General features: G+C 75.9%; 18 protein-coding genes. 12 read left to right on the forward strand and 6 right to left on the reverse strand.

The features are described from left to right. Positions 1-338: 338 nt before the first annotated feature. The 11 genes from ACZ52J_RS25215 to ACZ52J_RS25265 all read left to right on the forward strand — a co-directional run bounded on the left by ACZ52J_RS25215 (position 339) and on the right by ACZ52J_RS25265 (position 17,290). Complete coding sequence (locus ACZ52J_RS25215; protein WP_465621902.1) at positions 339-3,473, forward strand: non-ribosomal peptide synthetase; 3,135 nt, start codon at positions 339-341, stop codon at positions 3,471-3,473. 14 nt (positions 3,474-3,487) lie between these two features. Beyond that, entirely contained in the window at positions 3,488-4,663 is a 1,176-nt protein-coding gene (locus ACZ52J_RS25220) for an acyl-CoA dehydrogenase family protein (RefSeq protein WP_360500388.1), read from the forward strand. Positions 4,664-4,690: 27 nt separating this feature from the next. Further along, positions 4,691-6,526, forward strand: a complete 1,836-nt coding sequence (locus tag ACZ52J_RS25225) for an amino acid adenylation domain-containing protein (RefSeq protein WP_465621904.1) — start codon at positions 4,691-4,693, stop codon at positions 6,524-6,526. Positions 6,527-6,593: 67 nt separating this feature from the next. Next, the gene (locus ACZ52J_RS25230; protein ID WP_465621906.1) at positions 6,594-8,450 is read left to right on the forward strand and encodes an amino acid adenylation domain-containing protein; all 1,857 of its coding nucleotides are present in this window, start codon (positions 6,594-6,596) and stop codon (positions 8,448-8,450) included. After that, on the forward strand, positions 8,447-11,323 hold the full coding sequence (locus ACZ52J_RS25235; RefSeq protein ID WP_465621908.1) for a condensation domain-containing protein: 2,877 nt from the start codon (positions 8,447-8,449) through the stop codon (positions 11,321-11,323). Before ACZ52J_RS25230 ends, ACZ52J_RS25235 begins: the two co-directional genes overlap by 4 nt. A 158-nt stretch (positions 11,324-11,481) precedes the next feature. Continuing rightward, positions 11,482-12,078, forward strand: a complete 597-nt coding sequence (locus ACZ52J_RS25240) for a TetR/AcrR family transcriptional regulator (RefSeq protein WP_465621910.1) — start codon at positions 11,482-11,484, stop codon at positions 12,076-12,078. 428 nt (positions 12,079-12,506) lie between these two features. Continuing rightward, a complete protein-coding gene (locus ACZ52J_RS25245; RefSeq protein ID WP_465621912.1) occupies positions 12,507-13,421 on the forward strand; it encodes a DUF4129 domain-containing protein in 915 nt (304 codons plus the stop codon). After that, positions 13,418-13,993 carry a hypothetical protein gene (locus ACZ52J_RS25250; protein WP_465621914.1) on the forward strand — a complete coding sequence of 192 codons (576 nt, stop codon included), beginning with the start codon at positions 13,418-13,420 and terminating at the stop codon, positions 13,991-13,993. The genes ACZ52J_RS25245 and ACZ52J_RS25250 overlap by 4 nt, the downstream gene beginning before the upstream one ends. A 77-nt stretch (positions 13,994-14,070) precedes the next feature. After that, on the forward strand, positions 14,071-15,108 hold the full coding sequence (locus tag ACZ52J_RS25255) for an AAA family ATPase (RefSeq protein WP_465621916.1): 1,038 nt from the start codon (positions 14,071-14,073) through the stop codon (positions 15,106-15,108). Continuing rightward, on the forward strand, positions 15,105-16,541 hold the full coding sequence (locus ACZ52J_RS25260) for a DUF58 domain-containing protein (RefSeq protein ID WP_465621918.1): 1,437 nt from the start codon (positions 15,105-15,107) through the stop codon (positions 16,539-16,541). Before ACZ52J_RS25255 ends, ACZ52J_RS25260 begins: the two co-directional genes overlap by 4 nt. Beyond that, positions 16,538-17,290 (forward strand): hypothetical protein, encoded by a 753-nt coding sequence (locus ACZ52J_RS25265; RefSeq protein ID WP_465621920.1) that lies wholly within the window; start codon positions 16,538-16,540, stop codon positions 17,288-17,290. The genes ACZ52J_RS25260 and ACZ52J_RS25265 overlap by 4 nt, the downstream gene beginning before the upstream one ends. Positions 17,291-17,341: 51 nt before the next feature. Here ACZ52J_RS25265 and ACZ52J_RS25270 read toward each other — a convergent pair whose 3' ends face one another. From ACZ52J_RS25270 to ACZ52J_RS25280, 3 genes are all read right to left on the reverse strand, one after another. Further along, positions 17,342-17,695 (reverse strand): nuclear transport factor 2 family protein, encoded by a 354-nt coding sequence (locus tag ACZ52J_RS25270; RefSeq protein WP_465621922.1) that lies wholly within the window; start codon positions 17,693-17,695, stop codon positions 17,342-17,344. Positions 17,696-17,822: 127 nt separating this feature from the next. Continuing rightward, positions 17,823-18,359: an AAA family ATPase gene (locus ACZ52J_RS25275; RefSeq protein WP_465621924.1), complete on the reverse strand. Its 537-nt coding sequence runs from the start codon at positions 18,357-18,359 to the stop codon at positions 17,823-17,825. Positions 18,360-18,492: 133 nt separating this feature from the next. After that, complete coding sequence (locus ACZ52J_RS25280; protein WP_360500416.1) at positions 18,493-19,416, reverse strand: NADP-dependent oxidoreductase; 924 nt, start codon at positions 19,414-19,416, stop codon at positions 18,493-18,495. Between the two features lie 127 nt (positions 19,417-19,543). On the opposite strand from ACZ52J_RS25280, the gene ACZ52J_RS25285 reads away from it, so the two are divergent. Then, on the forward strand, positions 19,544-20,692 hold the full coding sequence (locus tag ACZ52J_RS25285; RefSeq protein ID WP_465621926.1) for a GlxA family transcriptional regulator: 1,149 nt from the start codon (positions 19,544-19,546) through the stop codon (positions 20,690-20,692). 22 nt (positions 20,693-20,714) lie between these two features. On the opposite strand, the gene ACZ52J_RS25290 is transcribed toward ACZ52J_RS25285, so the two are convergent. From ACZ52J_RS25290 to ACZ52J_RS25300, 3 genes are all read right to left on the reverse strand, one after another. After that, entirely contained in the window at positions 20,715-21,956 is a 1,242-nt protein-coding gene (locus tag ACZ52J_RS25290) for a vWA domain-containing protein (protein ID WP_465621948.1), read from the reverse strand. 26 nt (positions 21,957-21,982) lie between these two features. Further along, positions 21,983-23,224 carry an AAA family ATPase gene (locus ACZ52J_RS25295; RefSeq protein ID WP_465621928.1) on the reverse strand — a complete coding sequence of 414 codons (1,242 nt, stop codon included), beginning with the start codon at positions 23,222-23,224 and terminating at the stop codon, positions 21,983-21,985. A 134-nt stretch (positions 23,225-23,358) separates the two neighbouring features. Next, on the reverse strand, positions 23,359-24,711 hold the full coding sequence (locus ACZ52J_RS25300; protein WP_465621930.1) for a hypothetical protein: 1,353 nt from the start codon (positions 24,709-24,711) through the stop codon (positions 23,359-23,361). Between the last annotated feature and the right edge of the window lie 523 nt (positions 24,712-25,234).

Below are 25,234 nucleotides of genomic sequence, written 5' to 3' on the forward strand. Positions count from 1 at the left end.
CCCGCGCCTGACCTTCCGCGCCTGACCCTCGACGCCTGAACCCGCCTGCCCCGGAAGGGGTTTGCGACTCCCGAGCCCGCGCCCCGACCGACGGGCTGCCCGACCTCCCGCGCCCCATTCCGCGGGCCCGAACTCCCATGCCGGATCCGCCTCGCAGGATCCACCGCGCCTGGACGCGCGTGCCCGAACAGGCATGCCCGCGCAGGAGCCCGAAGCCCGGACCCCCGGGCCGCACCGTCATCCCGGTGCGGCCGGGTCCAGCGGCCGGAGCGGGACCACCCCACGCCCGCCGCCGGCCACCGCAGTGCCGACAAGCCCATCACACAAGGGAACCGCCCATGTTCGCACTCTCTCCGTCGCAGGAGATCGTCTGGCTGCACGAACAGATGCTGCCGGGAAGCCGCGCCTACAACTTCACCGCCGTCCTCGACCTCTGGGGCACCCTCGACCGGGACGCGCTGCACGCCGGTCTGGCCGCCGTCCTGGACCACCACCCCGGCCTGCGGCTGGAGTTGGTGCCCCGAGCGGAGGGGCTGCCCGGCCAGCGGGTCGCCGAGGGGTGTCAACCGGAGCTGCGCCACAGCGACTTCGCCACTGAGGACGACCCGGAGGCCGCCTTCCGGCGGCTGCTCGCCGCCGAGGCCGAAGAACCGGTCGACACCGAGCGGGCACCGGTGCTGCGCTGGCACCTGGTGCGGATCGCCGAAGGCCACCACCGGCTGATCCACGTCGAGCACCACCTCGTCCACGACGGCCACTCCTTCGCGATCCTGCTGCGCGACCTGTTCACCGTCTACCGCGCCCGGGTCCTCGGCGAGCCGTACGACCTGCCCACCGCCCCCTCGTACGAGGAGCACGCGCGGGCCGCCGTCGACGTCCCCCGCGACCGCGCACTCGACTTCTGGACCAGGGAGTTGGCCGACGCGCCGCGCGAGGTCACCCTGCCCGGGCTGGCCCGGCCGGGCGTCGAGCGCCGCCACCGGGGCGGCCAGTTGCGCCAGGCGATCGGCGCCGACCTCGCCGAGCGGCTGCGTGAGCGCAGCAAGGCGGACGGCCACACCCCGTTCAGCACCCTGCTCGCCCTGTTCGCCGAACTGCTGCGCCGGCACAGCGGGCACCGCGAGGTCGTGGTCGGCACCGCCGTCGGCAACCGCCCGGAGGGCTTCGAGGGCACCGTCGGCATGTTCGTGAACACCGTGCCGCTGCGCCTGCGGCTCGACCCCGCCGCCCCCGGCACCGAGGCCGTGGACGAGGTGACCGACGTCCTGATGCGCGCCCTGCCGTACCAGGACCTGCCGGTGCAGGAGCTGACCCGCCGCCTGGGCCTGCACACCGGCGGTGCCGACAACCCGCTGTTCAACGTGATGTTCAGCGCGCACGACGCGGCGCTCCCCGACGTCCAGGCGCCCGGCCTGGAGGTCTCGCTGTACGAGGGCTTCAACACCGGCACCACCCGCTTCGACCTCGACCTGGTGCTGCTGCCGGACGACCGCCGGGTGGTCGGCGAGAAGCACGGCGCCGCCGGGATGACCCTGGTCTGGGACTACGACGCGGACCTGTTCCGCGAGTCCGAGGCCGTGCTGCTGTCCGAGCGGCTGCTGGAGCTGCTGCGCTGCTACCTCGACCGCCCGCAGGCGCCGATCGCCGAGCTGTCCCCCGCGCACGAGGCCGCGCCGACCACCGTGGCGCCGGTCGCCACACCTGCCGACACGTCCACCGCTACGCCCGCCGACGCACTGGCCGTGCTCGACCCGGCCGCCGCCCACGACCCGACCGCACTCGCCCTGCTGACCGGCACCGAGCGGATCAGCTACGGCGAACTCGACCGTCGAGTCACCGAGTTGGCCGAGCGGCTGCGCGCCGCCGGGGTCGCACCCGGCCAGCCGGTGGCCGCCGTCCTGCCGCGCGGCGCGGACAGCGTGGTCGCCCTGCTCGCCTGCCTGCGCCACGGCGCCGTCTACGCGCCGCTGTCCACCGAGGACCCGGCCGCCCGGCTCGGCCTGCTGCTGGAGCGGCTCAGCCCGGCGCTCGTCCTGGCCACCCGGCAGAGCGCCCTCGCGCTGCCCGCCGAGGGTGTCACCCCGGCGCTGCTGGACGGCCCGGCCTTCCCGAAGGCCGAGCCCGCCGACGTCCTGGACGGCGCCGCCTACCTGATCCACACCTCCGGCTCCACCGGCGTGCCCAAGCCCGTCCAGGTCGGCCGCGAGGCGCTCGCCGGCTACCTGGCCGCGATCGTCGACCGCTACGAACTCACCTCCGCCGACCGGGTGCTGCTGTTCGCCCGGCCGTCCTTCGACGTGGCGCTGGAGGAGGTGCTGCCCGCCCTCGCCGCCGGCGCCGCCCTGGTCGTGCCGCAGCGCGAGGTGCCCACCGGGCCCGAGCTGGTGGCCGTCCTGGCCGCCCGCGGCGTCACCGTCGCCAACCTGCCGACCAGCTACCTGCTCGCCGTCCGCTCGGACCTGTCCGAGGCGCTGCGCGACGGCCGCTGGACGCCACGGCTGCTCGTCCTCGGCGGCGAGCGCCTGCCCGCCCGGGCGCTCGCCGACCTGACCGAGGCCACCACCGTGCTGAACGCCTACGGCGTCACCGAGGCCACCGTCACCTCCACCGTGTACCAGGTGACCGCCGCCGACGTCGCCGAGGACGGCGAGATCCCGCTCGGCACCGAGCTGGACGGCGTCCGGATGCACGTCCTGGACGACACGCTGCGCCCGCTCCCGGCCGGCTGCGTCGGCGAACTCGTCGTCGGCGGAGCGATGGTGGCCGACGGCTACCCCGGCCTGCCGGAGCCGACCGCCGCCCGCTTCGTCACCGTCCCCGCGCTCGACGGCGCCCGCGTCTACCGCACCGGCGACCGCGGCTACCGCGACCTGGACGGCCGGCTCCGCTTCCTCGGCCGCGCCGACAACCAGGTCAAGCTCCGCGGCCACCGGATCGAGCTGGAGGAGATCGAGGCCGCCGCCTCCGCCGAACTCGGCGGCCGCTCCTGCGCGGTGGTGCTGCACACCGACCCGCAGACCGGCCCCCGCCTGGTCGGCTTCCTGGAGGGCGCCGACCGCCCCGACCAGGCAGCCCTGCACGAGGCGCTCGCCCGCCGGCTGCCCGGCGGCCTCGTCCCGGCGAGCTGGACCGCCGTCGCCGCGATGCCCACCCTGCCCGGCGGCAAGCCCGACCGCGCCGCCCTCACCCTGCTGGCCAACCAGGCCGCCGAGGCGGGCCCCGAAGAGCAGGCCGCGCCGAGCGCGTTCGCCGACCCCGGCCAGGAGCTGATCGCCGCCGCCTGGCGCGAGGTGCTCGGCCACGACCGCTTCGGCGCGGACTCCCACTTCTTCGAGGTCGGCGGCCACTCGCTGCTCGCCGCCCAGCTCGCCGCCTACCTGGAACCGCACCTCGGCAGCCGCCCGCCGCTGCGCACCCTGTTCCGCCACGCCGTGCTGGCCGACCAGGCCCGCGCCCTCACCGGCCAGAAGTGAAAGGCAGAGCCCAAGTGACCGCCCCCTCCGCCGTCCTGGAAGCCGGACACCGCGAACTCGTCGAAGCCTTCGAGAGCTTCGTCCGCCGCGAACTCGTCCCGCTCGCCGCCGAGTTGCCCGAGACCGCCGACCAGGTGCCGGGTGATCTGCGCACCTACGTCCGCAAGCGCTCGGCCGCGCTCGGCTTCTACGCGGGCGACTACCCCGAGGAGCTCGGCGGCTCCGACATGCCCTTCACCGCCGTCGTCCTGCTGCACCACGCCGCCGGGCGCAGCGGCTGCGTCCTCGCGCCGTACGCGCTGGCCGGCTCCGACGGCCCCAGCCCGCTGCTGCGCAACGGCACCCCCGAGCAGGTCGAGCGCCACCTGATCCCGCTGGTACGCGGCGAGCAGACCCGCTGCCTCGCCCTTACCGAGCCGCACGCCGGCTCCGACGCCTTCCGCCTCACCACCACCGCCCTGCGCGAGGGCGACCGGTGGGTGCTGAACGGGCGCAAGACCTTCGTCAGCAACGCCGAACACGCCGGGATCGCGCTGGTCGTCGCCGCCACCGACCTCGGTGACGGCGCCGGCCCCACGACCGGGGCCACCGCCTTCGTGCTGCCGATGGACCAGCCCGGGCTGCGTATCGGCCAGCGCTACGAGGGCATGTCCGGCGAGCCGCTGTTCGAGCTGCTGCTCGACGGGGTCACCGTCGGCCCGGAGGCCGTGATCGGCGGCGAGGAGGGCGTCGGCGCAGCCACCGCCCTCGCCATCGACAGCCTCTCCCGCGGCCGCCTGGTGGTCGCCGCGATGTGCAACGGCATCGCCGAGTACGCGCTGCGCGTCGGCGTCGAGTACGCCAAGGAGCGGCGTGCCTTCGGCCGGGTGATCGGCGAGTACCAGCACGTCCAGGAGCACCTGGTGTCCACCCGCGCCGAGGTCGAGGCCTCCAAGCTGCTCACCCTCGCCTGCGCCCGGCTGGTCGACGAGGGCACCGAGTCGCCCGAGAACGCCGCGCTCGCCAAGCTCACCGCCTCGGAGACCGCCGTGCGCGCGGTGGACCGCTCGCTCCAGGTGCACGGCGCCACCGGCTGGGTGCGCGGCCACCCGCTGGAGTTCCTGTACCGCTACGTGCGGATGACCACGATCATCGAGGGGACCTCCGAGGTCCAGAAGGTCATCATTGCCCGTTCCATGGGCCTGAACTGACGGATCGTCATGAAAATGGAGACCACGATGGAATCCCTGAGCATCGGGTACGGCCGTCCGCACCAGGACGGCGCGGTCCTCGACCTGTTCACCACCTGGGCGCACCGCACCCCGGACGCCCCCGCCCTGATCGACGGCGAGCGGACCTACAGCTACGCCGAGCTCGACCGCCTCGCCGAGAGAACCGCCGACGCCCTGCGTGGGACGGTCGGCCCCGGCGACCTGCTCGGCGTCTGCCTCGGCCACTCGGTCTCGCTGGTGGCCGTCACCCTGGCCGCCGCCAAGCTCGGCGCCGTCCACCTGCCGCTCGGCCCGCGCCCCGGCGAGCGCCGGCTGCGGGCCGTCGCCGAACAGCTGCGCCCGGCCTGCCTGGTCGGCGAGCCGGACCTGCTGCCGCCCGGCGGCGAGCGGCTGCCGCTGGACCTGCCCACCGAGGGCGTGGTGGCCGCCCTGACCCCCGGCGAGCAGGTGCGCATCCCGGCCGGCACCCACTACGCGGTGCTCACCTCCGGCTCCACCGGTACCCCGAAGGCCGTCGCCGTCACCGAGCCCGCGCTCGGCGCGCTGCTGCAGTGGTACCGCGAGCTGACCGGCCTCGGCCCCGGCGAGCGGCACAGCCTGCTGATCGGGGTCGCCTTCGACCCGCACCTGATGGAGCTGTGGGCCGGCCTCACCTCCGGCGCCGCCCTGGTCGTCGCCCCCGAGGCCGTCCGCTGGGACTCCGGCGCGCTCACCGACTGGTGGTGCGAGGCGGGCATCACCGCGGCCGTGCTGCCCACCCCGCTGGCCGAGCCCGTCCTGGCCCGCCGCTGGCCCGCCGGGTCGGCGCTGCGCCACCTCACCGTCGGCGGCGACCGGCTGCGCCGCGCCCCCGGGCCCGACGTCACCGCGGCCGTCCACAACGCCTACGGCCCCGCCGAGGCCACCGTCACCACCACCGTGCACAGCATGGCCCCCGGCGGCGACCACGGCGCCGGCGCCCCGCCGATCGGGCGGCCGATCGCGGGCGCCGTCGTGGTGGTCACCGACGAGGACGGCCGGCCGGTGCCGCGCGGCGTCCCCGGCGAGCTGCGGATCGGCGGCCGCTGCCTGGCCGCCGGGTACCTCGACCCCGAGCTGACCGCCCGCCGCTTCGTCGGCGCGCCCGAGGGCGTGGAGGGCACCGACCGGGTCTACCGCACCGGCGACCGGGTCGTCATGCGCCCCGATGGGGTGCTGGAGTTCCACGGCCGTCTGGACGACCAGGTCAAGGTCAGCGGCGTGCGGATCGAACCCGCCGAGGTCGAGGCCGCGTTCGAGCGCGACCCGCAGGTGCGCCGGGCGGTGGTCGCCGCCGAGCAGGCGCCGGCCGGCGGCGTCCGGCTGATCGCCTTCGTCCAGCCCGAGGACGGGGCCGGGACCGGCGCCGGGACCGGTCCCGAGGACGGTGTCGCGGGCGGTGCGGCGGACCGCATCGACCCGGCGCGGCTGCTCGACGCCGTCCGGCCCTGGCTGCCCGAGCAGGCGGTGCCCTCGGCCGTGCGGCTGGTGGACCGCTACCCGTTGGACGCCAACGGCAAGGTGGACCGCCACGCGCTGCTGGCCGCCGAGCCGCCGGAGCCCATCGGCGAGGACGGCGACACTCCCGTCGAGCGCACCGTGCTGAAGCTCTGCCGCGAGCTGATCGGCCGCGCCGACCTTGGCCCCGCCGACAACTTCCTCGCGTCGGGCGGCAATTCGCTCGCCGCCGCACGACTGCTGGAGGCGCTGGAAAGCGAGTACGGGATCCGGCTGCGCGCGCCCCTGGTGCTGCGCCAGCCGGACCTGCGGGCCGTCGCCCGACTGGTCGAGGAGCGGGTGGCCGCCCTGACCGCGACCACCTGACCCTCCCGCACCTCCTTAACAGGGCGCCCCGGCCGAACCGCCGGGGCGCCCGGAAGGGAACCACACCATGACCATCGCGACCCTGCCCGCGTTGATCGCCCAGCAGGCCGAACGGCAGCCCGACGCGCTCGCCGTGACCGACGGCTCCACCATCCTCACCTACCGCGAACTCGTCGACGCCGCAGGCCGGTTGGCCGCCGTGCTGACCTCCCGGGGGATCGGCCCCGGCAGCGCCGTCGGCCTGCTCTGCGCCCGCTCCACCCGCCTGGTCGTCGCCCAGCTCGCGATCTGGCGGACCGGCGGCCACGTCCTCCCGATCGACCCCGCCTACCCGCGCCCGCGCATCGCCGAGATGACCTCCGACGCCGAGGTCCGGCTCGTGCTCGGCGACAAGGCGCTGCTCGCCGAGGCCGGGTTCGCCGAGGAGCAGACCCTCGTCCTGACCGAGCACGGAACCGACATCGGCACCGATGCCGAGGCCGACGCCGATACCGACACTGATGTCGAGACCGGCACCGGCTGCGCGGCGGCGCCGGACGCCGCCGACCCGGCCGCACCCGCGCTGGTCTTCTACACCTCCGGCTCCACCGGACAGGCCAAGGGCGTGCTCGTCCCGCACGGCGCCATCGCCGACCTGGTCACCGCCCCGGACGCCATCGCGGTCGGCCCCCGCGACCGGGTGCTGTTCCACTCCGCCGTCACCTTCGACGCCTCCACCTTCGAGCTGTGGGCCCCGCTGGCCCGCGGTGCCGCCGTCGCCGTCTCCCCGGCCGACCGGCCCACCGCCGAGGAACTCGGCCGCGACGTCGAGCGGTTCGGCGTCACCACGCTGCTGCTCACCAGCGCGCTCTTCCACCACCTGGCCGCCCGCCAGTCACGGATCTTCGGGGTGCTGCGCACCGTGGGCGTCGGCGGCGAGGTGCTGTCGCCCGAGCACGCGGGCGCGGTGCTGCGCGCCTTCCCGTGGCTCGAACTGGTCAACGTCTACGGACCGACCGAGGCCACCACCTTCACCACCCTGCACTGGGTGACCCCGGCCGACTGCGCCGGCCCCATCCCGATCGGCCGCCCCTTCGGCGGCGCCCGCGTCCTGGTCCTGGACGAGCAGCTCGCGCCGGTGCCGCCCGGCACGGTCGGCGAGCTGTGGATCGCCGGCGACCGCCTCGCCCAGGGCTACCTCAACCGGCCCGAGCTGACCGCCGAGCGCTTCCGCGAGCTGCCGGACCTCGGCCGCGCCTACCGCAGCGGCGACCTGGTCCGCCAACGGCCGGACGGCACCCTGGAGTTCCACGGTCGCACGGACGAGCAGGTCAAGCTGCGCGGCTTCCGGATCGAACCGGGCGAGGTCGAGCACGCGCTGCTGCAGCTCCCCGAGGTCGCGGAGGCGGCGGTCGTGGTCCGCCGGGCCGGGCAGGCCGACGCGGCCCTCACCGCCTGCCTCGTCCTCGCCGAGGGCGCAAGCCAGGCCGTCGAGCCGCTGCGCGCCCGGCTCTCCGAACGGCTGCCCGCCCACCTGGTGCCCACCGCCTGGACCGTACTCGGCGCGCTGCCGCTGACCGGCTCCGGGAAGGTGGACCGGCGGGCGCTGGCCGCCGACGACCCGGTCGAGCGGCGCCCCTCCGGCGGCGGCACGCTCACCCCGATCGAGCAGGTCGTCGCCGAGGCCTGGAGCCGCGCCCTGGAGCGCCCGATCACCGACCCGGCCGCCGACTTCCTCGCCGAGGGCGGGCACTCGCTGCTCGCCATGTGGGTCGTCGACGACCTGCGCGAGGACCTCGGGGTCGAGCTCTCGCTCGCCGACTTCCTCGACCACCCGACCGTCGCCGGGCAGGCGCAGCTGCTCGAACGGGCGCTGCGGGCCACCGACGGCCCGGCCGGCGCTGACGAGGACGGCTCGGACGAGGCGCCGGGAGAGGGCCGGTGACCGCCGTGGACCAGGCCGACCTGCTGCGCCGCGCCCGCAGCCGTCGCAGCGCCGCCGCCCCGTCGCAGCGCCCCGCCGTGGCCGACGGCCCGGCCCCGCTCTCGCACGCCCAGCAGCGGATGTGGCTGATGGACCACCTCGGCCAGGGCGGCGCCCTCTACAACGTGCCGATCGCGGCCCGGCTGCGCGGCCCCCTCGACCGGGTCGCCCTCGCCGCCGCGATCACCGGGCTCACCGAGCGGCACGCCGTCCTGCGCACCCGCTACCCGCGCCGGGGCGGACAGCCGTACCAGCAGACCGACCCGGTCGCCCCGGTGCCGCTGCCGGTCGTGGACGTGAAGACCGACGCCGCGGCCTCCGAGCAGCTCGTAGCCGAGGCCGCCCGCCCGTTCGACCTCGCCACCGGCCCGGTCCTGCGCGCCCTCCTGCTGCGGCACGGGCCGGAGGACCACACGATGCTGCTGACGATCCATCACATCGCGGTCGACGGCGGATCGTTGCCGGTCCTGGCTGCCGATGTCGCTGCGCTCTACACGGCTGCACGCGACGGCGTGGCGCCGCAACTCCCGCCGCCCGGGCCGTCGTACGCCGAGTACGCCCGCCAGGAACGTGCCCGGGACGCCGAGCTCACGGCCGCCGCCGACACCCTCGCCGCCCGGCTGGCCGGCGCCCGGCCGCCGACGCTGCTGCGGCCCGTCCCGTCCGGCGCCCGCGAGCGCCGGGCCGCGCTGCACGCCGCTCCGCTGGACCCCGCCGTCGTGGACGGCCTGCGCGCCCTCGGTGCCCGGCACGGGGCCACGCTGTTCACCGTCGTCCTGGCCGCCGCGTTCGCCACCCTGCGGACGGCCTCCGGGCAGGGCGACCTCGTCCTCGGGTGCGCCAGCGGTCACCGGGCCCGGCCCGACCTGCGGCACACCGTCGGCCTCGCGGTCAACACCCTTGCCGTGCGGGTCGATCCGGCCGGCGACCCGTCGTTCGCGGAACTGCTGGCCGCGGTGCGCGGCGAGCTGCTCGACGCCCAGCAGCACCACGACGTGCCGTTCGACCTCGTGGTCGAGCGACTCGGCGCGGCGGCCCGCGGCGCGGACGGCACCCCGCTGCTCTCGGTGACCTGCGACCTCGTCCAGCCCGTCGCGCCGCTGGCGCTGCCCGGTCTCGACGCCGAGAACGTGGAACTCGACCTGGGGCTCGCCAAGTTCGGTCTGGCGCTGCTCGTGGAGGACGGCCCGGCGCCGCGCTGCCTGGTGCAGCACGACCGGGACGCCCTGGACGAGGCCACCGCAGGGCAGTTGCTGGACGCCTTCGCCGCCGTGCTCGCGGCCGTGGCCGGGGAGGCGGACCCGCTCCTGTCCGAGCTGCCCGGCCGCCTCCTGGCCGCCGCCGAACACCCGGTGGTGGAAGGCCTGTCGGCCGATCCGGGGGTGGTCGACGCGGCCGTGGTCGAGAACGCCGACGGCCCGCCGCTCGCCTACGCGGTGGTCCGCGGGCCCGGCGCCCCGAACGGTGCCCAGCTGCGGGCCGCCCTGCGCGGACGCCTGCCGGCCGCCGAACTCCCGCTCGCGGTCACGCTGGTGGACCGGATCCCCCGGCACCCCGACGGCACCGTCGACCACGGCCTGCTGCCCGGGGCCACACCGCTCCGGGACGGCCGGCTCCAGGACGGCTCACATCGGGACGGCTCGCTCCGGGACGGTCCGAGCCAGGGCGACCCGCTTCGGGACGGCCCGGTGGACACCGTCCGGGAGGTCTTCGGCGAACTGCTCGGCGCCACCCCGCCCGCCGACGGCGACTTCTTCGCCCTCGGCGGCCACTCCCTGGTCGCCGTCCAGCTCGCCGAACGCCTGCGCACCCGCACCGGGCTGCCGCTCACCGGCCTCGACATCCTGGAACAGCGCACCCCGCGCGCCCTCGCCGCCGTGCTCGCCACCCGCGAGGACGAGCGCCGCGCCGCCCTCGCCCGCACCGGCGCCCGCCCGCGCACCCGCTCCCGCACCGGCACCGTCCTGCTCACCGGCGCCACCGGCGGGGTCGGCGCGGCGGTCCTGCAGGAGCTGATGGCCCAGGGCAGGCCGGTCCGGGCCCTGGTCCGCTCCGAGTCCGCACACCTGCCCGCCCTGAACGGCGCCGAGGTGGCGGAGGGCGACCTCGCCGACCCGGACAGCCTGCGGCGCGCCGTCGAAGGCGTGGACGCCGTCATCCACTCCGCCTGCACCTTCACCGACCACGCCACCGACCTCGCCGCGATGCGCGCCCTGGTGGACGGCTGGCGGGGCGGCCCGTTCGTCTTCGTCAGCAGCATCGACGCGTACGGCCGGCCGTCGGGCACCGAGGTCCCCGAGGGCGCCCCGAGCGGCACGGCGGTCACCCCGTACGGGCAGGCCAAACTGGACTGCGAGCGGATCCTGTTCGAAGCCGCCGCCGCCACCGGCCGCGGCCCGGCCACCGCCGTACGGGCCCCGATCGTCTGGGGCCCGCACCACCGCCTGCGCGACCAGCTCCGCTGGGGCTCCACCGGCACCCTCTACCAGGCCGCCCTGGCCGGCCGGCCGATCAGCCTGCCGGCGGCCGACGACCGGTACGGAGCGTCCTGGGTCCACGCCGCGGCCCTGGCCCGCGCGCTCGCCGCCTGCGCGGTCCCGGACCACCCGGCGGCCGGGCGGGTCGTCAACGCGGTGAGCGGACACGTCTCCTGGGCGGAGTTCACCGCGGAGCTGGTCCGGCTGCTCGGCTCCGACAGCCCGCTCGCCGTCGGTCCCGACGCCGACGAGGAACTGCGCCGCCCCTGGCGCTACCGGGCCGACACGCTGGCCGGCCCGCTCACACCCGAGCCGGGCGAGGACTGGCGCAGCGTCCTGGCAGCCATGGTCGGCTGAGCCGGGTCGCCCCGGGCGGAGGGGCCCGTCGTTCACCGGACCCCCTCCGCCCGGCAGCCTCGCCCGGACGATACGGGTGGCTTCCTTCCCCAGCTGTGCAGGACCTTCCGTGGCTGTGCACGCCGCAGGGTGCCTTACGATGCAAACGGGAATCCACCATGTGCAGAGAGGGGCGAGAGGTGACGGACGGCGACTCACACCGCCCGTTGCGCGCCGACGCACAACGCAACCGGGACAAGATCCTCACGGCCGCGGTGCGTGTGTACGCCGACGAAGGGCTCGACGCCCGCCTGGAACACATCGCGAAAGCCGCAGGCGTCGGCAGCGCGACCCTCTACCGCAACTTCCCCACCCGGGAAGCCCTGATCGAGGCCGTCTACCGCAACGAAGTCGCCCAGTTGTGCAACGCCGTCCCCGGCCTGCTCGCCGCCAGACCGCCCTACCAGGCCCTGCACGCCTGGACACGGCTCTTCCTCGACTACATCGCCGCCAAATCCGGCATGGCCGACGCGCTGCGCGCCATCGCCGCCGCGGGGAACAACCCGCACGGCGACAGCCGGGACATGATCCGACAGGCCCTCACCGAACTGATGGACGCCTGCGTGGCCGCCGGCGCGATCCGCACCGACATCAGCCCCGCCGACCTGGGGGCCGCCCTCGAAGGCATCGCCCTCACCTCCGCCAGACCCGAACAGCGCGAACAGGCCGAACGCCTGCTGGACCTCACCCTGGACGGCCTGACGACACGTCCGTGAGACGCCGTCGACCCGAGCCCCCGCCCGCCCGGCCGCCGGCGGATGGACGTCACGGTGGCCGGGCTCTGAGCGGTGGTGGGACAGGCCCGGACGGCGGACCCCAGGAGGGGGGAGGGGTGCCGTCCGGGCCGCTCATTGCCCACCCGGCTCTCTTCTCACCCCGATCCGGCAAGCCAAACCCCCGGGTTCGGCGCGCCTCCGACTGTCACAGCGGGCCGGGGCGCCGGGCGTGATCGGGTCCGAGTCGAGTGACGGGGAGTCCGGCATGCCCCTTGGCGGTTCGGGGCCGCCCGGGGCGGCAGGTGACACACCGACGGTCGGTGTGCGACTCTGCACCTCGCGCGCCGTCGGGCGCGGGGAACCGGGGGGTTCGGATGAGTGGTGGGTCGCCGTCGCGTACGCGCGGGCGGTTCGGACGGCCGGCGGGCGTGCTGCTGGTCGTCGTCGGGCTGCTGATCGCCGCGGCGGAGCTGCGGCCCGAGGGCGGGCCCCTGGGCACGGCGGCGACCGGGCCGGTGACCGGCCTCGGGTTCGTGGTGCTGATCGGGCTCGGCTGGGCCGGGCTGGTCGGCAGGTTCGCGGTGCGCTTCCGCGAGGAGGTCCGCCACCTCGACGGGCCGACACCCCGGGCCGAGCGCCTGCGGGAGGCGGCCGTGGTCCTGCTGCCACTGGCCGCCGCCGTGGTGCCGGTCCTGCTGCTGGTCCTGCGCAGCCGGGCCGCCTCCGGGCCGTCCGAACTGCCGCACCCGCCGCGGCAGATGCCCACTCTGACCCCCGATGCCGTCCCCTCGGCCCCGCCGCTACCGCTCGTGTCGGCCGGCGGCGCAGGGCTCGGGGTGCTGTTCACGGCCCTGGCCGTCCTGGCGGGAGCAGCCGTGGTCGTCCTCGGCGTCGCCGTCGCGTTCCGGCTTCGCCGACTGCGGGGCCGCCGCCGGGAGACGCCCGAGGTGCTGCCCGTTGCGGCCGCCCCCGCCGGGCCCGAGGCCGCTCTCGCCGAGGCCGTCGACTCCGGCCGCAGGGCCCTCACGGGAGCGGACGCCCGAGCGGCGGTGATCGCCTGCTACGCGGCGATGGAGGGCTCGCTGGCCGTCTCCGGTCTGCCCCGACACGCGTGGGAGAGCCCGACCGAACTGCTGCGCCGAGCCCTGTCCGACGAGCGGATCGACGCCACCGGGGTGCGGGAGCTCACCGCGCTGTTCCGCGAGGCCCGGTACTCGACGCACCCGATGGACGACAGCCAGGTGCGCCGCGCCCGTACGGCCCTGGACACCATCGCAGCCCGGCTTGCGAGCGCCGAACCCGCGGCGCCCGCGGACGCCCACACCGTAGGGGAGCACAGATGAGCAGCGCCGCGCCCCGGCGCGACGGGTCCGTCGACCGGTCCGTGGACGGTGCCGTGGCCGGGGCCGTGCACGGGACGGACCGCGAGTTCGCCCGGCCGGGCTCGGTGCGCCACAGCCTGATCGAGCTGGCCGCGCCCGCAGTCCTCGCCGAGATCCTGTTCGCCCTGGTCGGCGGCGGGCCCGGGGCGGGGGCCGGCGCGGTGCTGCTGACCGTGACCGGTCTGCTCGTCGCCCGCCGGGTGGCCGGAGCCGGAGCCGGGACCCGCTCCCCGCGTAGCCGGCCGCGACAGATGGAGGCGTACGAGCCCGGCCTCGGCGACTGGCGCTGGACGGTCCGTCAGGGCCTCGATCCCCAGGGCGACGCCGCGCCGCTGCGCTTCCGGCTCCGACGGCTGTACACGGTACGGCTCGCGGAGGTCCACGGCCTGGACCTGTCGGCCGACCGCGACCGGGTGGCCGAACTCCTCGGGCCCCGGCTGTGGCCGTGGATCGACCCGTTGGCGCCCGCCCCGGCCGAGGCCTTCCCGGCGGCGGTTCTGCGCGAGCTCGTCGACCGGCTCGACTCCCTGTGACCCCTCGCGCTGTGACCCGGCGTTCCGGGGCATGCCAGGTCTCCCACCACCGTCCGAATCGTTTCTGCAGGAGCGTCATGACCGACCTTTCCACCAGCCTCCACGGCCCCGCGCACCCCGCCGTCGCCCCCGCAACCCCACCGCCGCTGACCCCGCAGCAGGCCGGCGAGCGGGCCCGCGCGGTGCTCCGGGAGATCGAACGGGCCGTGGTCGGCAAGCCCGCGGCCCTGCGCCTGGTCATGCTCGGCGCCCTCGCCGGCGGGCACGTCCTGATCGAGGACCTGCCCGGACTCGGGAAGACCCTGCTGGCCCGCTCGTTCGCGACCACCCTCGGCCTGGACTTCCGCCGGATCCAGTTCACCCCCGACCTGCTGCCCTCGGACGTCACCGGTGCGCCCTTCTACGAGCGCAACACGGGCGAGATGGTGTTCCGGCCCGGCCCGCTGTTCACCCAGCTGCTGCTGGCCGACGAGATCAACCGGACCCCACCCAAGACCCAGGCAGCCCTCCTGGAAGCGATGGCCGAGGGCCAGGTCTCCGTCGACGGCACCACCCGCCGCCTCCCGGACCCCTTCCTCGTCATCGCCACCGCCAACCCGATCGAGTACGAGGGCACGTACGCGCTGCCCGAGGCCCAGCTCGACCGCTTCCTGCTACGCGTGCGCATGGGCTACCTCCCCACCGCAACGGAGGCCGCGATGCTGCGCGCCAGAATCGACCGGGCGACCCCCGAGCCGGTTCTTGAGACCGTGGCCGGTCCGGCGGAACTGCTCGCCCTGCGGGCCGCGGTGGAACGCGTCGAGGTCGACGACGACCTGGTCGAGTACGTCATCGCCCTCGTCGACGCCACCCGCAACGACCAGCAGATCCAGGTGGGCGCCTCGCCCCGAGGAGGCCTGGCGCTGATCCAACTCGCCCGCGCCCACGCCATGCTGGAGGGCCGTGACTACCTGACCCCCGAGGACGTCAAGGCGCTCGCCGGGCCGGCCCTGGCCCACCGCATCACGCTCAGGCCGGAACTGTGGGTACGCCAGATCGAGGCGGACGACGTGCTGGCGCGGCTGGTCGCCTCCGTCCCGGCACCCCAGACGCTGCCCCGCGCGGAGACACGGTGAACCGCGCACCGAACACCGGCCCGGCCGAGCGTGCCACAGGGCAGACCCCGGCCACAGGGCAGACCCCGGTGACCGAGCAGACCCCGGCCACCGACGGCACGGACCGGCTCGCCCGCCGCGCCCGGGCATTCGCGGTCGCCCGCAGCACCCGTGCCACCGCCGCCGGGCTGCCCGACAATCCACCGTCACCGCACTGGCGGCCCGCCGACCAGACCCTGCGCCTGCTCACGGTGGCCACCGTCGCGGCCGTCGCCGCCCTGGTCACCGGCCACGCCTGGCTGCTCGCCCCGGCGGCCTTCCCGGCCGTCCTGCTCGCGCTGGCGGCCCCCGGCCGCAGCCGCCCCACCCGGCTTTCCGCCGAGAGCACCACCCGGCCGCGGCGCTGCTTCGAAGGCGAGCCCGTCACCGTACACGTCACCGTGCACCACGACGGCCGGATCGGCCCGCCCGAGCCCGTCGTGACGCTCGGCCCCGGCCTCGCCCTGGACGCGCTGACCGTCACCCCGACCGGCGTCGACCTCGTCCTGCGCGCCGACACCTGGGGCCGCCGACACCTGGGCGTCGTCGACCTCGACGTGCCCGACGCCCGCGGCCTGACCCGTCGCACCATCCGCACCGACCTCGGCACCGTCGATGTCTTCCCCGTCCCCGAGGCCGCCCGCCTCACCCCGATCCCGGTTCGCCTGCCCGAACGCATCGGCGAGCACACCACCGCCCACGAGGGCACCGGCATCGAGGTCATCGGCGTCCGCCCGCACGTCCCCGGCGAACGGCAGCGACGGATCCACTGGCCGTCCACGACCCGCCGCGACGCCGTCCAGATCAACCAGTTCGCCGCCGAACGCGCCGCCGACGCGGTCGTCCTGCTGGACACGCTCGCCGACTACATCGACGCCGCCACCGGGCTGCGCAGCCTGGACGAAACCGTGCGCGCCGCAACCGGCCTGACCCGCGCCTACCTGCGCCGGCACGACCGGATCGGCCTCGTCGCGGTCGGCGGGCGCCTGCGCCTGCTCACCGCCGCCACCGGGGACCGGCAGCTCTACCGCATCGTGGAGAGTGTGCTGGAGGTCCGCCAGGACCGCCCCCCGCGCGGCCCCCTCCCGCCCCTGCCGCTCGCGGCCCTGCCCGGCCACGCCCTCGTCTACGCCTTCACCCCGCTCGCCGACCAGCGTGTCCTCGACGTCCTCGGCCGGGTCCGCGAACGCGGCAACCCGCTCGTCGTGATGGAGATCCCGGCCGGGGAGCCGGCGGCCCGCCCCGACGACGAGACCGACGCCCTCGCGCTGCGCCTGTGGCGCGCGGAACGCGAGGCGATGCGCGCCACCCTGCGCGGCCGCGGCATCCCGGTGGTCCGCCACACACCCGGCCAGACCCTGGACCTCGCCCTCGCGCCCCTGCTGCGCCGCCGGATCGTGGGAGCCGCCCGATGACCGGCCCGGCAAGTACGAATACAAGGACGAGTACGACGAGCGCGGGGGCGTCCCGTCCGAAGCCCGGCCCGACGCGTGCCACGAAGCCGAGGCCACCGGTCCGCACGGTTGCCGAGCCGGCCCGCCCCGCCCGAACGGCCCGCCACACCGGCTGGGCCGCGCGCCTGGAACGCGCCGCCCTGCGCGGCACCGGCACCGCCCTCGCCCTCGCCGCGGCGGGCACCGGAACCGGTACGCTCACCGACCTGGCCGGGCCGGTCTGCCTCCTGCCGGTCGCCGCCGGCGCCCTCTGGGCCGCCGTCCCCGCACCGGAGAGCCCGGCCCCGACGAGCTGGCCCGCGCGTCTGTCCGCCACCCGCACCACCCTCCTCGCCGCCGGATCCGTCCTGCTCGCCGCCCTCGGCGAGCCGACGTGGTGGCGGGCGCTCGCAGTGACCGTGCTGCTCGCCGGCCACCTGCTGCTGCTCGACGCGCTCGGCCCCCGGCGCCCGGGCATCCGCCCCGCCGGCGCAGCCGCCGCTCTCACCGCCTCGTTGCTGGTCCTGCCGCCGGCCTTCGCCCCCACCGGAGCGGGCGAGTGGTCCCGCCCCCTCGCCGTGCTGGGCCTGGCCACGGCCGCCGTCGGCGTGGGCCTGGCCCTGCGCCAGCCGGCGCCGCCCCCGACTCCGGCGGACCACCAGCCGGGCGGCGGTGGCCCGGTCCGTCCCCGCGAGCCCGCCGGCCGGCGCCGCCCCGGGCGTCGGCACTGATCGGAGGGCGAGGGCCGGCCGCTGTAGGAGCGGGTGTCCTCGGTCACCCGCCTACGCTTTGCCGCCGAAGAAGACCTGCACCTCCCGGATCAGGCCGTCCCGTACCGTGATCGCCTCGACGTTGCGGTACCGGCCGCCCGTGGCGAGCTCGTACTCGTAGTAGGCGAAGACGAGTTCCTCGTCGGCGGGTGTGATGCGCAGGAGCCGCTGCTCCTGGAAACGGTCCGCGGTGGGGAAGCACCGCCGGAAGAACGCGGCCTTGTCGATGCGGTCGTCCTGCGGGCTGGTGAACGTGAAGTCCTCGGCGTACAGGGGCAGGGCCGCGTCCCGGTCCTGCGACCGGTAGCAGCGGAAGGCCGCCTCGACGACGCTTGCGGGGCTGCCGTGTGCCGGGTTGTCGTTCATTCGATCTCCATGGCTCGACGGATCGTCCTCGAAACCAGGCTGCCGCACCCGGGCCCCCGCTCGGCTTCCGGCATGCCGGGCCGCGCCTCGGGCGGCCCGGCAGCCGACGTCCGGGGCGAGCCCACGCTCAGAGGCGGGGTGCCCAGCCGGGTGGGGTGAGGCCGGTGTCGGTGAGGATCCGTTCGACGCCGGCCTCCAGGGTGCTGTGCCGGCTGATGACGTGCTCGATGCCGTGGGGGAGGAGGTCGTGGGGCCGGTACCAGACGGCCATGTCCTCGGGGGAGAACTCGGCGGCCTGCGGGCGGGTGGCGTGCCGGCGTACGGTCTCGGCGAAGTCGACGTCGAGGTAGTAGAGGTGGCTGCGCCCTTGGTGGTCGGCGGCGAGCCGGGTCAGCATCCGTCCGTAGCGTTCGGCGTCGAGGATGCCTTCGACGACGACGTGGAAGCCGTGGTCGAGGGCGTGCCGCGCTACCACGTCGATCAGCCCGATGTTGGCGCCGCCGGGCACGTCCCGCTCGCGCAGCACGGTGCGGCGCAGCACGTCCTGGGCGACGACGGCGATGCCCCGCCCGTAGGCGGCGCGCAGCCGTGCGGCGATGCTGGACTTCCCGGCGCCGCTCGGGCCGCGCACCACGATCAACACGGTCTCCGCGCTGCCTGTCATGCCGGGACCGTGCCCGCGGCGCGACCTCGCCACACCGCCGAGGTCGCCCGCGGCCCCTTCGCGTGCTCGCCCCCGGTTTCGTACCCGACGGCCCGGTTTCCGGCAGAGGGCGGCCCGGCAGCCGACGTCCGGGTCAGGCGACCGTCAGGACGATCTTGCCGGTGGTGCGGCCCTGCTCGCCGAGTTCGTGCGCCTTCGCGGCCTGCGACAGCGGCAGGACGGTCTCCACGACGGGCCGCAGTGCGCCCCGCTCCACCAGGGCGGCGATCTCGCGCAGGCCCAGGTGGTCCGGCTCGACGAGGACCCACAGGGCCCGCACTCCGTCCGGGGCGGCGGGCACGTCGTCCGGCCCGGGCAGGGTGATCAGCCGGCCGCCGGGCCGGAGCACCTTCAGCGAGCGCTCCGCCGTTTCGCCGCCGAGCCCGTCCAGCACCACGTCGATGTCGGACACGGCGTCCTCGAACCGCACGGCCCGGTAGTCGACCACCTCGTCCGCGCCCAGTTCCCGTACCAGGTCGTGCTTGCCGGCGCTGGCGGTGCCGATGACGTACGCGCCGCGGGCCTTGGCGATCTGCACCGCGAAGTGGCCGACCCCGCCGGCCGCCGCGTGCACCAGCACCCGCTCCCCGGGGCGTACGTCCGCCGTGTCCACCAGGGCCTGCCAGGCGGTCAGCGCGGCCAGGGGCAGTGCCGCGGCCTCCACGTGGGTCAGCGACGCCGGCTTGGGGGCGAGGTGGCGGGCCGGGGCCACCACGTACTCGGCGTAACCGCCCGCCTGGCGCGGGAACAGCGGCATCCCGAAGACCTCGTCGCCGGGGCGGAACACGCCGACGCCCGGCCCGACGGCCTCGACCGTGCCGGACACGTCCCAGCCGACCGCGGGTACGTCGCCCCATGCGATGAGGGCGCCGCCGGCCCGGGTCTTCCAGTCCACCGGGTTCACGCCGGCCGCGTGCACGCGCACCAGGACCTCGTTCAGTCCCGGCTCGGGGCGCTCGATCTCGCGCTCGACCAGGTTCTCGGGCCCGCCCCACTGCTCCACGACCACCGCTCGCATGCTGACCTGCCTCGTTCTTCGTTGCGTTTCGTACGCCGCCGGGATTGCCCGGCGACGCAGTCCACGATCCGGCATGCCGGTCCGGTGCGGTGTTGGCCGTCCGGCCACTATGTGACAGGATCTGGCCATGGGTGCGGCGCAGACGAACCAGCTGGCGCAGGCGAACCAGGCGGTGCGGGCGAATCCCACCGCGGGGAGTGCGGACGACCGGGAGCGGACGGCGGGGGCGCCGCCCCGGCTGCACCGGATCGCCGTGCTCGCCCTGCCCGGCGTCCCGCCGTTCGAGCTCGGGATCCCCTCCCGGGTCTTCGGCAGCGCGGTGGATGCCGAGGGCCGCCCGCTCTACGACATCGTGGTGTGCACCGCCGACGGCGCCCCGGTCCTCAGCGACGCCGGATTCATCGTGCAACCGGCCGCCGGCCCCGAGGCGCTGGTCGCGGCGGACACCGTGATCATCCCGCCCACGCACGCCATGCCCGAGCTGGGCCGCGGCGGCCCGCTGCCCCCCGAGGTCGGCGCGGCCATCGCCGGCATCCGGCCCGGTACCCGGCTGGTGTCGATCTGCTCCGGCTCCTACGTGCTCGCCGCGGCCGGGCTGCTCGACGGCCGGCCGGCCACCACGCACTGGAACCTGGCCCCGGAGTTCCGCCAGGCGTACCCGGCGGTCAAGGTCGACGAGGAGGTCCTCTTCGTCGACGACGGCGATGTGCTCACCTCCGCGGGCGTGGCGGCCGGCGTCGACCTGTGCCTGCACGTGATCCGCCGCGACCACGGCGCCGCGGTCGCCAACCGGACCGCCCGGATGTGCGTCGTGCCGCCCTGGCGGGACGGCGGACAGGCCCAGTACATCGACCGTCCCGTCCCCGAACCCACCGTCGCCAGCACCACCGCCACCCGCGCCTGGGCCCTCGAACACCTCGGCGAGCCGCTGCCCCTCACCCGGCTCGCCGAGCACGCCCGGATGAGCCTGCGCTCCTTCACCCGGCGCTTCCGCGACGAGGCCGGTATGACCCCGGTGCAGTGGCTCACCGCACAACGCCTCGACATGGCCAAGCAGTTGCTGGAGTCCACTGACCTGCCGATCGACCTGGTCGCCCACCGGGCCGGCTTCGGCTCCGCGAACTCCCTGCGCGCGCACATGAGGACGGCCTTCGGGGTGTCCCCTGCCGCCTACCGCCGCACCTTCAGCCCCCACGAGCCCTCCGCCGTGCCCGCCGCCGGCCCCGTCGCTGCCGCCCCCGCCTCCGTCGCTGCTGCCCCTGTCGCTGCCGGCTGATCCCGTGGGCTCCCGGCCACCCTCACCCGATGGTGACCACCCGGGCCCACTCCGGCGGGGTGTCCGGGCGGTAGTCCGGGTCGTTCTCGTCGTAGTGGCCGGAGCGGGGGAAGATGCCGACGACGGTGCGACAGGGCGGGGCGGTGGACGGCCAGGGGGTCTGGCCGTCGGTCAGGACCACGATGACGTCCGGCCGAGGGGTGGAGCGCAGGGCGGCGTGGAAACCGGTGCGCAGGTCCGTGCCGCCGCCGCCGAGGAGCGGGATCCCCGCCGTCCGGCACAGGGAGTGGACGGCCCGGGCGGCCGCGTCGCAGGGGACCACGCGGACCTGGTCCCGGCGCCCGCCGACCGCGCGGGCGATCGCCGCGACTTCCAGCAGCGCACTGCCCAGCTCGTCGTCCGAGACCGACCCGGAAGTGTCGATGATCACCGCGACCCGGGGCGGCCGCCGCCGCAGGCTCGGCAGGAGCACGCCCGGCACCCCGGCCGAGCGGCGGGCGGGGCGGCCGTAGCTGTAGTCCTCGCCCGCGCCGGGCCCGGAGACCGCCGAGCGCATCGCCGCGCCCAGCAGTTGCCGCCACGGCTGCGGCGGGTGGAAGGCCTCCTCGGCCCAGCGCCGCCAGCCCGCCGGGGCGCTTCCGGGGCGGCCCCGGATCCCCTCGGCGACCCGGAAGCGGACGGCGTCGCGTTCCTGCTCGGTCAGCCCGTGGGCGCCGTCGGGGCCCAGTTCCCAGGGCCGGTCGGTGCCGTCGGCGCCGCTGCCGCAGTCCAGCCAGGCCGCGTCCAGGTCGCGCGGGTGGAACCGGTAGCTGCGCAGGTACTCCTCCATCAGCAGCCCCTCCGGCAGCAGCAGCCGGCCGGGCAGGAGCGCGCCGGCCGGCCGGACCAGCCCGTCGCCGTACACGTCGTCGTTGATCTCGCAGTCGGCGGCGATGTTGGTCCGCAGCTGCGCGGCCGGGCCCTCCAGGCCGAGTTCGCGGGCGATCCGGTCGCCGCGCCCGTGGTGGTCGCGCAGCAGGTGCGAGACCTCGTGGACCCAGACGCCGGCGAGTTCCTCCACCGGAGTGCGGTCGACGAAGACCGGCGAGGCGTAGCAGCGCCAGTACCGGTCCACGGCCATGGTCGGCACCTGCCGCGACTCCACCAGGTGCAACGCGAACAGCGCGGACGCCAGGTACGGCCGGGCCCGGGCGGCCTGCAGCCGGGCGGCGTACAGCTTTTCGGTGGCCGGCTTTCCGGAGGCCGGCTTGTTGGTGGCCGCCATTTCGGTGGCCGGCGGGAGAGCGGTGCTCATCGGCCCGCCCTCGCCGCCACCCGGTCGGCCACCCGGGCAGCGGCGCGGTCGGCCCGGCGGGAGAGGGCGAGTGCCGGGGCGAGCCGCTCGATCGACTCCGGCACGTCCCAGTCCTCCCGGCGCAGCGAGGCCAGCGTGGTGGCCGGGACGACCAGCAGGTCCGGGGCGCCGGTGTCCAGCGCGCGGACCAGCAGCGCCCAGGCCGCGTCCCAGCGTTGACGGTCCGGCCGGTTGCGTACCGCCGCGACCACCCCGTCCAGCACCGCCTGGCGCAGGTCCCCGCGGTCGGGCAGTTCCGCGCCCGCCGGGTCGGCGAGCAGGTCCTCGGGATCGGGCAGGTCCATCCGGTCCATGCTCGCCATCAGCTCCAGCCCCGGGCCGTCACCGACGGTGCCGCGCACCAGCAGCGACAGCACCTCGCGGGAGGAGCCGGCGGCGGTCGCGAAGGCGATCAGCCGCAGCGTCATGTCCCAGCTGCGCGGGGACGGCCAGGCGCCGCCACGCCGGGTCTCGGTGGTGGGAATGCGGTGCACCAGTTCCGGGCGGGCGGTCAGCAGCCCGCACACCGCGCGCCGGGCGAGGGCGACGGCCTCCGGCAGCGCCTGCGGGTCGAGGCGGGGCAGGGTGGCCACCGGCCAGACGCCGCCGAGGCCGCGCACCACCACCTCGTGATCGTGCACCCACTGCAGGTGGACGAAGCGGTTGGCCAGCGGCGGGCTCAGCTCCCAGCCGTCGGCCGCCGAAGCGCGCGGGTTGGCGGCGGCCACGATCCTTACGCCGGGCGGCAGTCGGAGCGTGCCGATGCGACGCTCCAGGACCACGCGGAGCAGCGCCGCCTGGACGGCGGGCGGCGCGGTGGACAACTCGTCCAGGAACAGCAGTCCGCGCCCGGCCCGCACCAGCCGCACCGCCCAGTCCGGCGGGGCCATCGGCACGCCCTGCTGCGCCGGGTCGTCGCCGACGATGGGCAGCCCGGAGAAGTCGGAGGGCTCGTGGACGCTGGCGATCACCGTGGTCAGCGGCAGCTCCAGCGTCTCGGCGAGCTGGTTGAGCGCGGCGGTCTTGCCGATGCCGGGCTCGCCCCAGAGCAGGACGGGCAGGTCGGCGGCGACGGCCAGGGTGAGGGCCTCCAGCTGGGTATCGGCGCGGGGTTCGGTGGTGGTGTCGCCGAGGAGGTCGAGCAGTCGGCGGGCGACGTCGAGGCGGGTGGCTTCGGGCGCGGGCGTGGGCAGAGTCATGGGCACGGGGATGGGCATGGGCATGGGTGATCACCTCAAGAAGTGTGGTACGGAAGGGTTTTCGGCGTGCGGCGTGCGGCGTGCGGCGTGCGGCGTTTGGGGGCCGCGTCCGGCGTCCGGCGCCGGGGCGGGCGTCAGCGCGAGGTGGCGAGGCGCGGGCGGTTCGTGCGCGGGCGCGGGACTGTGTGCGTGCGGTGCGTGGGCGGGCCCGGGCGGAAGGGGAACTCGCAGGGTCCTGCGGTGGTCAGGCCCGCCCGGTAGAGGCCGTACGCGATCCGCCGCTGCGCGGCCGCCTCCAACTCGTCCCGCAGCGGGCCGTCGCGCAGCACCGCCTCCGGGCCGAGCAGGCCTTCGACGACGGCGAGCGCCCCGGCGGTGTCGCCGTGGTCCAACCGCTCGCGGACACCGGCCAGTTCGTGCGGACGGCGGTGCGCCAGGTCGACCGCGCGCAGGCAGGGCAGCGGGGTGCCGGACAGGGCGGCCAGCAGCTCCTCCCGGCGCAGCTCGGCCGGATCGTGGTCGAGCGGGGCGAGCGCCCCGTCGACCAGACCGATCCGGTGCTGCTCCCCCCGACAGTCCACCAGCCGTTGGGGCGACGGTGGTGCCGCCGGCTGGTCCGTCCGGGGCCGGTGCCCGGGCGCCAACGCGGCGGCCACCAACGGGTGCAGCCGGTCCGGCTCGATCGCCCCACTGCCGAGCAGGTCGACGTCGGGCGGCACCCAGGTCGCGGCGTCGGGCAGCAGGGGCAGCCCCGAGACGTCCCCGGTGGCGTCCGTCACGCACCCGTCCGGCCCGAGGAGCAGCCGCCGACGTCGGAGCCGCACGACGACGGGCCCGTCGGGGCGTCCGTCGGCACGCAGCAGCAGTGCGGCCTCGGCGGCCCACCGGTCGACGGCGCGGCGTTGCACCAGGTCGTCAACATCCGTATCAGATAGGGTGGTTGGCGCACCGGTGTCGAAGCGTACGGCCAGTTCCCCGCTGCGCCCGGCGTCCCAGAGGTGCCGGTGCAGGTCGTAGCGGAACCGGCGGCTGGGATGGGGATGCGGGTGCGGCGACCGTCCGTCACCGCCGCCGGACCCGTCCCAGAGCGCGAGGGCGATCCGCTGGCCGTACTCCGCCCAGGCGGGCGGCGTGCGGACCACCAGGGACACCGGTCGCTCGCCCGGGTACCGGGCCAGGGGCATGGTGAGGCCGGGCCGCAGCAGCCCGTCGGGTGCGGTTCTCGGTAGGTGCCAGCGCAGCAAGTCCGGTGCGAGGCAGCGGAGATCGGCGCGTACGCGGTCGGCGAGCGCCCGGCCGTGGGTGCGTGCGACGTCCCCGAGGCGGAAGTCGACCTCGACGTTGGCGGCGGCACAGGCACCGGCCCAGTCGCCGGCCAGACGGCGGGCGGAGGCGGTCTCGATCATGGAGGGCGGCACGGCGTACTCGCGTACGCGCCGCCAGAAGGAGAGGCGGGAGTCGTTCCCGTTCGCGGTGGAAGTGAGCATCAGCACTCACTCTTCGCGGACGGGACCCCCATTCTGAGATCAGCGTGAGTGGTCATCGCCGGGAGCATAGCGCTCGCAGTCGCCCGCCCGCCACACCGTTTCGCGCGCCCGCCGCCGGGCGTCTCCGGCCGCCGCAGGGTGTCGCCGGGGCGCTCAAGAGCCGGTGGAACCCCGGTCAAGACGGGTGGTTCGTGACGGCTTGGGTGTGTTCTGGTGGTGGACGGAGAAGGCGCGGCCTCGGCAGGTCCGGGGTCGGGCGGGGCAGCGCGAGGGCGTGTCGGCGGTGTAGACGCTCGCGCATGGAGCTGAGTGCGGAGGCTATGGTTCGCCGGCCCGGAGTGACCTTGACTGGTGGACACAAGGACGGACGCGAAGGGGGCACAGGATCCCGAGCGCGTCCGACCGGTCCGACTGGCTTCTACTTCGAGCGAGGGTGATCGTGATGGCTGGTGTGGTGGATCTTGCGGTGGATGCCGGTGTGGTGCTTGTCGTGGGTGGTACCGGGAAGACGGGTCGGCGGGTG

The organism is Kitasatospora sp. NPDC034035, from assembly GCF_055575755.1.

Coding starts and splice junctions, on each gene's coding strand:
- ACZ52J_RS25215 (WP_465621902.1), top strand. CDS start 339: ATGTTCGCACTCTCTCCGTCGCAGGAGATCGTCTGGCTGCACGAACAG.
- ACZ52J_RS25225 (WP_465621904.1), top strand. CDS start 4,691: ATGGAATCCCTGAGCATCGGGTACGGCCGTCCGCACCAGGACGGCGCG.
- ACZ52J_RS25230 (WP_465621906.1), top strand. CDS start 6,594: ATGACCATCGCGACCCTGCCCGCGTTGATCGCCCAGCAGGCCGAACGG.
- ACZ52J_RS25240 (WP_465621910.1), top strand. CDS start 11,482: ATGTGCAGAGAGGGGCGAGAGGTGACGGACGGCGACTCACACCGCCCG.
- ACZ52J_RS25250 (WP_465621914.1), top strand. CDS start 13,418: ATGAGCAGCGCCGCGCCCCGGCGCGACGGGTCCGTCGACCGGTCCGTG.
- ACZ52J_RS25255 (WP_465621916.1), top strand. CDS start 14,071: ATGACCGACCTTTCCACCAGCCTCCACGGCCCCGCGCACCCCGCCGTC.
- ACZ52J_RS25265 (WP_465621920.1), top strand. CDS start 16,538: ATGACCGGCCCGGCAAGTACGAATACAAGGACGAGTACGACGAGCGCG.
- ACZ52J_RS25270 (WP_465621922.1), bottom strand. CDS start 17,695: ATGAACGACAACCCGGCACACGGCAGCCCCGCAAGCGTCGTCGAGGCG.
- ACZ52J_RS25275 (WP_465621924.1), bottom strand. CDS start 18,359: ATGACAGGCAGCGCGGAGACCGTGTTGATCGTGGTGCGCGGCCCGAGC.
- ACZ52J_RS25280 (WP_360500416.1), bottom strand. CDS start 19,416: ATGCGAGCGGTGGTCGTGGAGCAGTGGGGCGGGCCCGAGAACCTGGTC.
- ACZ52J_RS25285 (WP_465621926.1), top strand. CDS start 19,544: ATGGGTGCGGCGCAGACGAACCAGCTGGCGCAGGCGAACCAGGCGGTG.
- ACZ52J_RS25290 (WP_465621948.1), bottom strand. CDS start 21,956: ATGGCGGCCACCAACAAGCCGGCCTCCGGAAAGCCGGCCACCGAAAAG.
- ACZ52J_RS25295 (WP_465621928.1), bottom strand. CDS start 23,224: ATGACTCTGCCCACGCCCGCGCCCGAAGCCACCCGCCTCGACGTCGCC.
- ACZ52J_RS25300 (WP_465621930.1), bottom strand. CDS start 24,711: ATGCTCACTTCCACCGCGAACGGGAACGACTCCCGCCTCTCCTTCTGG.